This is a genomic window from Ruegeria sp. G2 (genome assembly GCF_056533505.1).
The window spans coordinates 88,675-101,489 of record NZ_JBQFON010000012.1 but is presented as its reverse complement, the minus strand read 5'-3'; the positions used below and the strand labels follow the sequence as shown (position 1 = coordinate 101,489).

Here is a 12,815-nt window from a genome sequence, read left to right as displayed (position 1 = left end):
AGCCTTCAGGTTTGAGTTGTCCGAGAGTTGGGTAAAATTTAGAGCGGTATAGGTCTTCGACTTATATTCAGGCGGCGATGAGGGGCTTCCCGAAGCTCACGCACACCCGCAAGCCTGGTTCGTTGCTCTCAGCGGTGACTATTGCGCCGTGCCGTATCGCGACGGCCTTCACAAGCGATAAGCCAAGTCCATTGCCAGCTTCGCTTCTTGCGCTGTCAGCTCGGAAAAAAGCTTCAAATATCTTGCTGATTTGAGGTTCCGGAACCCCAGGCCCGTTGTCCGCAACGACCAGTTCAATAGCTTCAGACTTGGCCGTAAGGGAAATACTGATCCAAGTTCCCGAGGGGCAATACCGAAGTGAGTTGTGCACAAGATTGACGAGCAGCTGTTTCAGCATGCTTTCGTCGCCTCGTATCAAAATCGTGTCGGCGTTGTATTCAGCCGAGATGTGTTTGCCCTCGTCGACCGCAACCGGATAGAAAGCCTCTGCAACTTTCTCAACGAGCGTACTCAAATTGACCGTTTTAAAGTTGTTTTGATGCCTGCCCGTCTCGATCTGAGATACTTTGAGTATTGTGTCGAAGACAGTTCTGATGCGCTTAAGGTTGCACTCTAAATCGTTGAGGCTTGGTTTCGGATCGCCCCCATACTCAACTTCGCTGTATACCTTCTGCAACGACATGAACCCGTTCGTTAATGGTACTCTCAAGTCCCGTGCAATTGTGACTGCAGTGGTTTGAGTGCTGTTGAGTAAATTCGAAATCCGGTCGAGACGTCGGTTAACTATTTGGAAAATCCGATCGAATTGATCGCCTGTACCTGAGACCGGTAGACAAATAGCGGCGTTTTCTTGAAAAGCCCGATCGAGAGTCCGCTCGATCCACTCGAGTTTCCGAAAGCTCTGAGAACTGAAGTAGTAACCAAGCCCCAAGACAGCGGCAGTTGTCGCAAGTGTCAGCAGCAGCAACCCCTCCCAAAGCGTCGTCAAAGCCTGATTGAGTGAAGTCAGGCTGCGGGCGACGACTGTGCGAAATCCAAGGTAATCAGACGTATGAAGCATATAGACAGGGGATGCTCCACCGACTTGAACAAAATCCGGATCGACCTCGTGCCAACCAATCTCGTCGGGCGATTTCGCAATTGATCCAGCAAGGGCTGTACCGTGCTGGTCGAACAATGCGATAATGTGAAGCCTGGTTCGATTGGGACTGTTCAAGTGTTCAATCGCTCGCTGAACTGCGTCTGCCCCACCGTCCAGCAATATCTCATGAAGCAGGAGCTCTTCGTCGAGGATTTGTTGCTCAAGGTCAGAACGGAGCCGGTCTTCCAGCGCCAGATATGCAGCGTATCCGAAGACAGCAGTAATGATCCATACGATCAATGCTGCGAAACAAGCTGTCTGGAAGGGAGCGCCTGAGAGAATGCTAGCGCGGCCCATGAAGGCTGTATCCAACGTTTCGAGACGTGTGCAGAAGCGGCGTCTCAAAGGGTTTGTCGATCTTCGACCTCAGACGGCTGATATACGTCTCGATCACAGTCGAATTTGGATCGAAGTTGTAATCCCAGACTTGCTCCAAAAGCATGGTGCGTGTCACCACTCGCCCTGTGTTTCGCATCAAAACTTCCAGCAGCGCAAATTCACGGGGCAGCAAGTCAATTGTAACATCCTGCCGCTTTACCACCCGGCTGAGCAGATCCATTGACAGGTCGTGGATTTGAAGCTTAGTCGTCGAGACGCCGGAGGGTTGTCGCCTGACAATGCTGTACAAACGGGCCAGAAGTTCTGAAAAATGAAAAGGCTTGACCAAGTAGTCATCTGCACCTTCGGTCAAGCCCTCAACTCTGTCCTGAACATCTCCTAAAGACGTGAGAAATAGAACTGGGGTTTGTTTCTGTGCAGCCCTTAGGGCCTTGAGAACGGAAAGACCATCCATTCCTGGCAACATTCGGTCTAGGATGATGGCATCACATTCATTGTACAAACAATATGACAGGGCATCCCGACCATCTTCGTACCACTCAACACTAAAACCGTTTGACCTTAGTCCAGAATTGACAAAGTCGGCAGTCTTTTTGTCGTCTTCTGCGACGAGTATTTTCATTTCAAGACCTCCGAATAAGTCAGTGGTTCCGCTTATTGCAATTACCAATAGTCGGTTAAGTGAACCCAGCCATAACCAGATGGCTAAGTCCATTTGGCAAATCGTTGCAGACTAGAGGCTCAACGTTTCTTCGACAGCTTTCACCTGAAGCCGCGCGAGACCCAGATTGGCGGTCTTCTTGTCTAACGCGACATACACAAAGATGTTTGGGTTTTTGTCCAGCGGGCGGACCAGATGAAACTGTTTGCCAAGTGTGATCAGAATGTCTTCGATAGTATCGTTAAGTTTCAGTGCTTCGATTGCCTGAAGCTTGGCGCGAACGACTTCAACATTCGCTGCGCCTGCAGTTTCAAGATCAAACTTTGAACCACCCTCTGTGTCTAGGACTAGGCCTGTGTCACTGTCGACGAGACACGCCCCCAAAAGACCTTTGATTTCACTTAGTTTAGAAATGTCCAATGACATGTTTGGCTCCTTTTTGGCCTTGGATTTGTTTGTCTGAACCGCACCAGATATTTGATTGACTGGACGAACTCTGTTGTTTGATGGTGGAATGGTGATGACGTACCTTTGAACCAGGCCAAATCTTTCGTTAAATCTGGCCAGCACAGAGGTGGCATCACCTTTGGGTTTCGACATCCGCTATCCAATTCTCGCTGTGATCCTAGTGGTAGAACGTCGAACTGGATGCCTGCCGCTTCGAATTGTCTGGGCATGAAGGAATAGCTGATCCACCAATCTGTCATCCAAACTTGGGAGGGTGCTTGTGCTCCGATGGGCGTGACACTTGGGAATTGAAGTCACTTTCAGAACTGATGCACCGAAGTCCTGAGAGTGATTGCGGTCTCTATGCAAAAAACTAAGTGCGGCAATGCAGGCTAGGGCCAAATATTGGGCATTGTTGGCTGAAAGGGCCAAGACACTTTCGGGGCTCAGAAGGAATGCGAAGCACAGATGCCCGAGTTCAAAAAGAACACCAGCCAAAATGGGTAAAACAGAACTCAGCATAAGACCCTCGCCTCGTTACCAATCAACTAAGCGGTTCGTAGAGTACTGGGAGTTTTAACCGACCTTTCAGGCAGATTAAAAATTTGAAAGGATGTGATTTTACGTTGGTGTGAAGTGAAGCCTTAGGCGCAATTGGCTCTTTGACTGTCCTTGCGAGTATTCAGCCGCCGGCAGTGGTTTTGAACGAGCTGGGCAACAGTTCTTAATTGACAGTTGTGTAAGAGACGGCTTGCAATGCGACCCTGCCCAGTTTGTAAGCAAGAAAATCTGCTGCGAGAGAAACATGTGCCTCACATGCTCCTGAATGATGAACAGATATCACGACTTTAGACAGCGGAGGGAAGCCAGCTTGCCCGTCAATAATCCTGAGCCCGCTAGGTATGACGGAAGCTTCCATCACAGATACTGACGAGCCGTCCAACAGGGCCTTTTCCATCAATCCTATGCTGCGAGTTGAATAGCCGCCGTTCGAACCAAGGCTAATTTTCGGTCTGATACTTCGCCAAAAGTGGGAGCATCACGATGTTTTCTATATGCGAAGTAGGCGCCAGCTCGGTGTCAAGCTCGATTGCTCGCAAAAAGTGCGAGTATCCAGCCCCGAAAACACTCCATCTTGCGCGACAAGGACTGTGCGCCAACCCCGTGCTGCTGCACCGAGGATATCGGTGTGAAGAGTGTCACCGCACATCGCGATGCGTTCGGGTGGAATTCCTGGAAGCGTGGCTTCGACCATTTCAAATACTTCCGGAAATGGCTTGCCAAAGAACTTGATGTCTTGAAGGCCCTCATCTGCCAGCAAATGCCCGTAGTGACCGGGCTCCAGTGAGAATCCGAAGTCTCGTGGCGCTGCCAGATCAGCATTTGCGATCACCACTGGGCGCGGGTTCGCCAATAAGCTGTCGCAAAGCATGGATTGTTGAGATTGTTGCCAGATTTCGGTCGAGAGAAACAAGAAACCGTCAGCGCGGTCAAAGTCTGTCTGGTCTGCCTCAAGCCTGATCGTCTCGGATAAGATGTCCGTCAGGTCGTCAGACGGAGAGGCGATGCAGCCCCACAGACCGTCGTTCAGGTTTGCCAAGGCTGCGTCGCGGCTGGTTACGATCTCATCTGCGTCAACTTGCATTCCGAGTTTTTGAAACTTGGCAGTCGCGCCCTGGTGATTATAGCTGGCAGCATTGGAAAGAATGCGAATCTGGTGTCCGCCCTCCCTGAGCTCTTTCAAACGAGCTGCCGCGCCGGGAATCGGAGTTTCGCCAACATTTAGAACGCCAAAAGCATCAAAAACAAAGGCGTCTACTTCGTTGCCAATATCCAGAAGTGACTCAATATCCAGAGTGGCCGCGTTGAATGTTGCTTTTGGGAGTCTGGGACGTATGGACTGATAACGCGAAAATATCGAGTTGGCGTCAAGCATGTGTCCAAATGTCCTTTTTTGATGGGCGCCCCCGACAGGTTTGACGCAATTCGGAATGTAACATCAACAAAACAAAATGGAAGAAAAAACAACATTTTTAGCAAGTCGCCACTAGCGAGTTTTGAAGCTTTGCGCGCAAAGCTTTGAAAAATATAATTTTTCGACACTTGCGATCAAGTCACCCTTCAACGTTCTATGTGGCTTTGATTGAAAAATGTTGTTTTGTTGTTTTTTGGTGATATGGTTCTGGCAACTTGAAGGGGGATAGATGGCGTCAAAGAAGATCAGACGGAGGGATTTAATCCAGCAGGTCGTGCAAGAGCGTGGCGGTGTCAGTGTGGGGGCCTTAGCGGAAATGCTAGGGGTCTCAACGCAAACCATCCGCCGTGATCTGGACATTTTGTGCGACGGTGAAAACCTGCGACGCGCGCACGGGCGGATCGAGCTGGCTGAAAGCCGTTTGAATACCCCGTTTGATCTGAGAGCCGGAACGAACTTACGTGGCAAACGGTCGGTTTCCGAACTTGTTGCGAGCATGATCCCCAATGGGGCGAACGTGTTCCTTTCAATTGGGTCGACTCCGCTCGAAGTGGCTAAGGCACTGTCCGGCCACCAGGAGTTAACGGTCATCACGAACAACCTGAGTGCCGCGATGGCGCTGAGTAATGAAATCTCAAACCGTATCCTTTTGCCAGGAGGCGAGCTGCGCCTGCCCGATCGTGATTTTATCGGCGAAGAAGCAACCGATTTCTTTGACAGGTTTCGTGCCGAGTTCGCAATATTTGGCGTTGCCGGTGTGGCGCATGATGGTGGGTTGTTAGAATTTCATCCAGCTGAGGTTCGGGTGAGAATGAAAATGCAGCAGCACGCAGCCAAATCGATCCTCGTAATAGACAGCAGTAAATTTGGTCGCATTGCGCCAGCATTGGGCGGCAACATCTCGGATGTCGACGTTGTCGTGTGCGACCGTCCTCCGGGCCCTAAATTTTCCGATCTCGCAGACAGTTTGGGCGAAGCCATTACTTACTCACAAGGAGAGCGCTGAATATGGCAGAACCGTTTGTTCACGTCGACAATATTGCTAAGCGCTGGAATGGGCAGCTTGGCGTCGAGAATATTAATCTTTCGATCCCGCGTGGTTCGTTCGTAGCGCTGCTTGGCCCGTCGGGCTGCGGCAAGTCAACGACGCTGAGATTGCTGTCGGGACTAGAATTGCCGGATGAGGGGCGGATCGTCATTGACGGGCGTGACATCACTACTTCTGCCCCTGCAGAACGCAATCTGTCGATGGTGTTCCAGTCTTATGCATTGTTCCCGCATCTGAGTGTCGCGGAAAACGTTGTTTTTGGCCTCAAGGTGCGAAAAGTCGTAGCGGCGGAACGGCGCGAGAAACTGACCCGGGCGCTCGAGATCACTGGCTTGCTGGGCTATGAGCAGCGTAAGCCGGGGGAATTGTCGGGTGGTCAGCGCCAGCGCGTGGCGCTTGCACGTGCGATCGTGGCAAACCAGCCGCTGTGCCTGATGGATGAGCCGCTTTCGAACCTTGATGCCAAGCTGCGCGCCTCTGTGCGCAAGGACATCAAAAAACTTCAGATCGATTTGGGCATCACCGTAGTTTACGTCACGCATGACCAAACCGAAGCGTTGAGCATGGCCGACATGGTCGTGCTGATGAAAGACGGCCATATCCAGCAGACAGGGTCCCCGGAAGAGCTTTACTACAAGCCTGCTAACACTTTTGTCGCCGAGTTTGTCGGTGCCCCGCCAATGGCGCTGATCAAGTCAGAAGGCGTGCCGGGATTTGAGCGCGCAACGACAATTGGCCTTCGCGCCGAAGCGGTGAAGGTGGTGGAATCGGGCAAGGGCAGGCTGACTTGTAAAGTATCGGAATGCGAATTCCTGGGTTCCGAAACATTCATTGGCCTGTCACATCCTGCTGCCAATGGTCTTACCGTATCCATGCCCGGACTGAAACATATTCCGGCAGGAGAAGATCTGGAGATCAGCTTTGCCGATGAAGACCTGCATTTCTTTGACGACATGGGCAAGCGACTGGCCGGGTAGGTCGAGCAACTGAACTTTGGAAAGACAAGGATAACTGTCATCACTGGGAGGAAAAAATGAACGTTATTAAGAAGATAAGTTTGGCTGCCGTCGCGGCCACCGCGCTGACATCGGCGGCGGCGGCTGAGACGGAACTAACAATGTATTATCCTATCGCGGTTGGCGGCGCGCTGACCGATGTAGTGGATGGCATCGTTGCCGATTTTGAAGCCGCCAACCCTGACATCAAGGTCAACGCGATCTATTCAGGCAACTATGACGACACGCGCGTTCGTGCCTTGTCCGCACTTGCATCGGGTGAACCGGCTCAGCTGGCGGTGATGTTCTCAATCGATGCCTATGATCTGATCGAGCAGGATCTGATCGTGGCCTACGAAGATATCGACGGGGTTAACCCGGACTGGCTAGAGAGCTTTTATCCTGCATTGATGGCCAATGGCCGGATCGAGGGTAAAACTTGGGGCATTCCGTTCCAGCGTTCAACTATCGTTGCCTATTACAACAAGGACCAGTTTCGTGCGGCAGGTCTTGACCCTGAGGCACCGCCCAAGACCTGGGACGAGCTGATTAGCATGGGCAAGGCACTGACCAACGACGACACCTATGGCCTGATGATCCCATCGACAGGCTATCCCTATTGGATGTTCCAGGCGTTGGCGATCCAGAACGGCAAGGAGGTGATGTCCGATGACGGCCTGACCACCTATTTCGATGACGAAACTGTTGTCGATACGTTGGAATTCTGGCAGTCGCTGTCGCAGGAGCATGGCATCATGCCCACTGGCACCGTTGAATGGGGTACCCTGAGGCAGGCGTTCCTCGAAGGTCAGACCTCGATGATGTGGCATTCGACCGGCAACCTTACGGCTGTGAAGAACAACGCCAGTTTTGACTTTGGCGTCGCCGAGCTTCCGGCCAATGTGCGGCTGGGTTCGCCTACCGGCGGCGGCAACTTCTATGTTTTCAAGGAGACATCGGACGAAGAGCGCGCTGCGGCCATGAAGCTGATCGAATTCATGACCTCGCCCGAGCAAGCGGCAGCGTGGTCCATCGCGACCGGCTATATGGGCGTGTCTCCGGCAGCGTATGAAACCGATGCGCTGAAATCCTACACAGAAGAGTTCCCACCCGCTCTCGTTGCCCGGAACCAGCTGGAAAACGCGGTTGCTGAGTTCTCGACCTTTGAAACCGCACGCGTGCGTGAGGGTCTGAACAACGCAATTCAGGCGGCTTTGACCGGGACAAAATCGGCTGAAGACGCGCTAGGGGAAGCCCAGACAGCGGCTGTGCGCCTGCTGCGTGATTACCAGTAACCTCAACTCCCTGGCGTCGGGCAGAGATGCCCGACGCACCCAACCTTGAGGGTCGCTATATGGCAGAGCATGTGAATATCGAGCGTCGTCGACAGGCCATCTACGGTTGGATCCTGTTGTCACCAGCGGCAATTCTACTGACGACCTTTGCGTTTTATCCTTCGCTTGCGACCTTGTGGTCGAGCTTGTTCAGCCGAGAAACCAGAAGACGCCCCAGCGAATTTGTCGGCGGCGAGAACTATGCCGACCTGTTCGCCGACCCAACCTTTTGGAAAGTTGTCGTGAACAACTTGATCTATGCGGGCGCGACTATCCCTATTTCTATTGCAATTGCGCTTTCGATGGCGCTTTGGGCGAACTCCAAGATCCCGGCTCGCGGGTTTGTACGCACCGCCTATTTCACGCCCACGGTCCTGCCAATGATCGCAGCGGCAAACCTTTGGCTGTTTTTTTATACTCCCGGGTTGGGTGTGCTCGACCAGATCGGCGGTCTGTTTGGCCTTCCCTCAATCAACTGGCTGGGACAGCCTGAAACTGCGCTGTGGGCTGTAATCATCGTGACGATCTGGAAAGAGGCTGGGTTTTTCATGATCTTCTATCTGGCGGCCTTGCAGACGATCCCTGAGGACCTCAAGGAAGCTGCCGACATTGAAGGCGCCAGCCGCTGGACCTATACGCGCCGGATCGTGCTGCCGTTGTTGATGCCGACGACGCTGTTTATCATGGTCAATGCGTTGATCAACTCTGTGAAATTGATCGATCATTTGTTCATCCTGACCAAGGGCGGGCCAAACGACGCCTCCAAGCTTATCCTTTATTACATCTGGGAAATGGCCTTTGCCTTCTTTGATGCGCCCCACGCAGCGGCAATGACCATCCTGGTTCTTGTTGTGCTTGGGGTGGTTGCCGGCGTCAAGTTCACCATTCTCGACAAGCGGACCCATTACCAATGAGCGGATTTTCCAGGCATATCGAATCCTTTGGCGCACTCTTGTTGGCCGTGATCTGGATTTCCCCGCTGGTCTTTGCCTTTTGGGCGGCGTTCCACAGCACCTCTGACGCGGTAAACTTTAACATCACATCGCCATGGACGCTCGACAATTTCCGCACCGCTTGGGAGGGCGCGCCGTGGCTACGCTATTTCCTCAACACCTTCCTTTTAGTGACGGTGATCCTTATTGGTCAGTTCTTTGTCACGACGCTGGCAGGATTTGCCTTTGCCCAGGTCCAGTTTCCGGGTCGGGATTTCGTGTTCATCCTCGTACTGATGCAACTTTTCATCCTGCCCGAAGTGTTGATCGTGGAAAACTATGCGATGGTTTCACGCCTCGGATTGTTTGACACGATTCTTGGCGTCGGAATGCCCTATATGGCCTCTGCCTTTGGCATTTTCCTAATGCGGCAGGCGTTTAAGGGCGTTCCTATAGAACTGCATGAGGCCGCGCGCGTCGAAGGCTGCGGCTGGTTCGGAATTCTTTGGCGAGTCTATGTGCCCTTGGCGCGCCCGACATATCTTGCCTATGCGTTGGTGTCGGTATCGACCCACTGGAACAACTTCCTCTGGCCGCTCATCGTGACCAATTCGCCCGACACACGCCCGCTGACGGTTGGCCTGTCGATCTTTGGCGCACCGGAAAATGGTGTGGATATAAGCGTCATTTCGGCGGCAACGATGATGTCCGTTGCACCCTTGTTGATCGCGTTCCTCGTGTTCCAGCGTCAATTCGTTCAGGCCTTCCTGCGCGCTGGGATCAAATAGCCGTGGCGACATTTCTTCATCTAAGTGACTTGCACGCGGTATCGCGCGGCGATTTGTGTTCAGGCGTGCTTGATACCCGCGCGATCCTGATTGGGGTCATCGACCGATTGATCGAAAAAGGCGAAGCTCTTGGCCCGCTCGACGCGGTTCTAGTCACTGGTGACGTCAGCGAAGATGGCAGCCCGGACAGTTACGATTTCGCGCGCGCGCAATTGGAGCGGTTTGCCCTGCCGATTTATGTTGTTCCTGGAAACCATGATGCGCGCAAGCCAATGCAAAAGGCCTTTTCAAGTTTGGGCATCATGCCGGTGGACGGGCTTATCGATTGGGCGGACACGGTGGGCGATACCCGTGTTATCGGGCTTGATACGCTGGTTGAAGGACAGGGTGGTGGCAGGCTGCGCGTGGATAGTCTTGATCTTTTGGAGCGGGAGCTTTCTGGGTCCGACGGGCCGGTTGTCGTTATGTTACATCATCCGCCATTTAACACCGGGATTGATTTCATGGATGTTATCGGATTGGAGAACCATTCCGATCTGGAAGAAATTCTTGCAGTGCACTCTGGGGACATCACAGTGTTAGCTGGGCATGTCCACGGCGTTCACATTGGTCGCGTTGGCGGTCACGTTGCCATGACGGCGCCCGGCCTTTGCAGCGGTTTTGCACTGGACCGGCGCGCGGTGGCTCCTGCTGGTTTTTTTTCTGGTCCTACGGGCTGTGCAGTTCTCGAAACCGGAAAGAGCGGTGTATGGAGCGTTGTTTCGCTAGACGCTGCCGAGGGACCGTATTCATTCTGAAGTGGCCGGATTGGCCCGGAAACCAAAGACCCGGTGATGATGGATAACTCACCCATAATTATTGTTTTGAATTTGGCTGCTGCTGCGGCACTTCTGATCTGGGCTGTTCGCATTGTGCGCACCGGTTTTGAGAGAGCCTTTGGAAGCCAGTTGCGGCTTTGGTTGCGTCGGTCGACGGGAAACCGGTTGGCCGCGACGGGAACCGGAACGCTGACCGCGATCCTCCTGCAAAGTTCCACCGCCGTCGCAATGCTGCTTGCCGGATTCATGGCCGCGGGTTCGGTTGGCAGCACCGCCGGGTTGGCCATTATTCTGGGGGCGGACCTTGGCTCTGCCATCGTAGCGCAGATCATGAATTCCCGGATTGCTTTGCTGACGCCCTTGCTACTTTTGATTGGGGTGCTGATTTTCCTGCGCAGTTCCCGGCGCGGCGTGCGCCAGGTTGGTCGGATCCTGATTGGATTGGCCCTGATTTTTTTGTCGCTTGACCTTATTCGCGATGCCAGCGCGCCGCTGGCAAACAGCGAGGCCGCTTCGGGGGGCTTGATTTACCTGTCTGCTGATCCACTGACGGCCTTTTTGCTGGCGGCGGTTTTTGCCTGGCTGGTGCATTCCAGCGTTGCGGCGATATTGTTGTTTGCAACCCTTGCGGCTCAGGGCGTTATGCCCCTGTCGGCGGCGTTTGCCATGGTCCTTGGGGCCAATCTGGGCGGTGCCTTTATTGCGTTTGTTCTGACCTTGCAGGCCGATGTCTCGGTGCGGCGGGTCGTGTCTAGCAATTTGTTCCTGCGTGGCGGTGGGGCGGGGCTGGTGCTGTTTTTGCTCTACCGGCTTGACGGTGTCGACCTTATTCCCGGGGCCAGCCCCGTTCAGCAGGTTTTGAACCTGCATCTCCTGTTCAACCTTGCGCTTCTTGTTGTCTGTATTCCGTTTCTTGGCCCGATAATGCGTTTGGCGGAGAGTGTTTTCGCTGATGACAATAAATACAGCACCAAGGCCAACGGACGTACGGCCCTGGATCCTTCGGTTCAGAACCAGCCGGCGCGCGCCTTTGCCTGTGCGCATCGTGAGTTGGTCGAAATGGGCAATAGGATCGAGATCATGGTGCGGGACTCAATGTCACTCTTTGACAATTACGATGATGCCATTGCTCAACAACTGAAGAGGGAAAAAGTCGAAATTGACCGAATGTCGCTTGACCTGCGGGTGTATTTGTCTGGAGTCAAAAGCGACAATCCGAAAGAGGACACCGGTACGCGGGCATTTGATCTGTCCGGCGTGGCAGTGAGCCTTGAGGCCGGGGCGGATACGATTGCACGAAAAATGGTCGAATTGGCCAAGCGCAAGAGTGCGGAAAACGTGAACTTTTCGGAAGAGGGTTGGCAGGAACTGACCGATTTCTATGACCGTGTGTTGCGCAACGTTCAGCACGGAATCGCGGTACTGATGACCGAGGATGCCGGGGCAGCACGGGAGCTGGTGCAGCAAAAGGAAATGATCCGCGAGATCGAGAGAAAGCTGGAGCGCGCGCATCTTACCCGGCTGCGTTCTGGGGCGTCCGAAACCATCGAAACCAGTGCGATTCACCTTGATCTGTTGCGCGCCCTGAAAATGTTAAACACGGCATTCGCGATGATCGCCTATCCGCTTTTGAAAGAAAGTGGACAGTTGTTGGAAAGCCGATTGGCAAATGAATAGACGGTTTCATAGAGTGATGAAGATACAGTCCTAGTTCAAGACAATCCACTTTCCCGAGCCGGGAAGCGCTGGCAATCAGACGAAAAAATGGAAATTGATCAAACTTAAAACAGTTCATCCAATGGGTCAGCTTACTAAGTTGATTGGAAATAATATTGTGTCAGCCAAACACGGTCGCTCAAATTCAAATTGACCGGGGGCGTAACAGAAAAATTTACGAGTGTGTTGAGAGGAAATAGCTAAATATTTGTTTCCCATTGTTTTGTTGCCAAGGCTACGTGGTTGCCACGAAAATTGGGTGAATGATTGGTCAAATGTCTCGCCATCGGTTGTGGTATTCACAATCGCCCTATCGTATGTTCGCAAACTGCTCGGCGTCAAAAAAACTATACCTGCTGTGGGCTGGACAACCGCCATTGTTTGCGATTTTGCCGATGGCGAATTTGTTTGCGTCTTGCTTGTTCACGTGGTGTGTAGCGAAAGTCGATCCATATCTGACCCGCCCTTAGCGCAGATCGCGGCGAAGGTGCCAGGAGAGCCCGGAATTACCGATGCTGCGTGATGCACGAATGTCCGCATGCACGCCGCACCTGCTTCCGTCTACCGCACGTTCTTCAACAGCGCTTCGCCTCAAGCAATTGGGCTCGGGTCGTCTCAACG

The 12,815-nt window shown here is 53.0% G+C and carries 11 protein-coding genes; 7 read left to right on the top strand and 4 right to left on the bottom strand.

All coding sequences use genetic code 11. The features are described from left to right. Positions 1–67: 67 nt before the first annotated feature. The 4 genes from ACR0DU_RS18965 to ACR0DU_RS18950 form a co-directional block, all read right to left on the bottom strand. Entirely contained in the window at positions 68–1,438 is a 1,371-nt protein-coding gene (locus ACR0DU_RS18965) for a sensor histidine kinase (RefSeq protein ID WP_480876615.1), read from the bottom strand. After that, positions 1,425–2,102, bottom strand: a complete 678-nt coding sequence (locus ACR0DU_RS18960; RefSeq protein WP_480876612.1) for a response regulator — start codon at positions 2,100–2,102, stop codon at positions 1,425–1,427. Before ACR0DU_RS18960 ends, ACR0DU_RS18965 begins: the two co-directional genes overlap by 14 nt. A gap of 111 nt (positions 2,103–2,213) precedes the next feature. Then, a complete protein-coding gene (locus ACR0DU_RS18955) occupies positions 2,214–2,567 on the bottom strand; it encodes a roadblock/LC7 domain-containing protein (RefSeq protein WP_170407448.1) in 354 nt (117 codons plus the stop codon). 1,072 nt (positions 2,568–3,639) lie between these two features. Beyond that, positions 3,640–4,524 carry an HAD-IIA family hydrolase gene (locus ACR0DU_RS18950; protein WP_170398787.1) on the bottom strand — a complete coding sequence of 295 codons (885 nt, stop codon included), beginning with the start codon at positions 4,522–4,524 and terminating at the stop codon, positions 3,640–3,642. 268 nt (positions 4,525–4,792) lie between these two features. On the opposite strand from ACR0DU_RS18950, the gene ACR0DU_RS18945 reads away from it, so the two are divergent. From ACR0DU_RS18945 to ACR0DU_RS18915, 7 genes are read left to right on the top strand one after another with little or no spacing between them, the layout of a single operon-like run. Further along, on the top strand, positions 4,793–5,569 hold the full coding sequence (locus ACR0DU_RS18945; RefSeq protein ID WP_480876608.1) for a DeoR/GlpR family DNA-binding transcription regulator: 777 nt from the start codon (positions 4,793–4,795) through the stop codon (positions 5,567–5,569). 2 nt (positions 5,570–5,571) lie between these two features. Continuing rightward, complete coding sequence (locus ACR0DU_RS18940) at positions 5,572–6,588, top strand: ABC transporter ATP-binding protein (protein WP_480876605.1); 1,017 nt, start codon at positions 5,572–5,574, stop codon at positions 6,586–6,588. Positions 6,589–6,644: 56 nt separating this feature from the next. Further along, the gene (locus ACR0DU_RS18935; RefSeq protein WP_480876602.1) at positions 6,645–7,901 is read left to right on the top strand and encodes an ABC transporter substrate-binding protein; all 1,257 of its coding nucleotides are present in this window, start codon (positions 6,645–6,647) and stop codon (positions 7,899–7,901) included. A 59-nt stretch (positions 7,902–7,960) separates the two neighbouring features. Next, entirely contained in the window at positions 7,961–8,854 is an 894-nt protein-coding gene (locus tag ACR0DU_RS18930; protein WP_117872581.1) for a carbohydrate ABC transporter permease, read from the top strand. Further along, positions 8,851–9,660 (top strand): carbohydrate ABC transporter permease, encoded by an 810-nt coding sequence (locus ACR0DU_RS18925; protein WP_170352096.1) that lies wholly within the window; start codon positions 8,851–8,853, stop codon positions 9,658–9,660. The genes ACR0DU_RS18930 and ACR0DU_RS18925 overlap by 4 nt, the downstream gene beginning before the upstream one ends. Positions 9,661–9,662: 2 nt before the next feature. After that, positions 9,663–10,457, top strand: coding sequence for a metallophosphoesterase (locus tag ACR0DU_RS18920; protein WP_480876599.1), 795 nt, complete (start codon positions 9,663–9,665; stop codon positions 10,455–10,457). A 39-nt stretch (positions 10,458–10,496) separates the two neighbouring features. Next, on the top strand, positions 10,497–12,155 hold the full coding sequence (locus ACR0DU_RS18915) for a Na/Pi cotransporter family protein (protein ID WP_480876596.1): 1,659 nt from the start codon (positions 10,497–10,499) through the stop codon (positions 12,153–12,155). Positions 12,156–12,815: the final 660 nt, after the last annotated feature.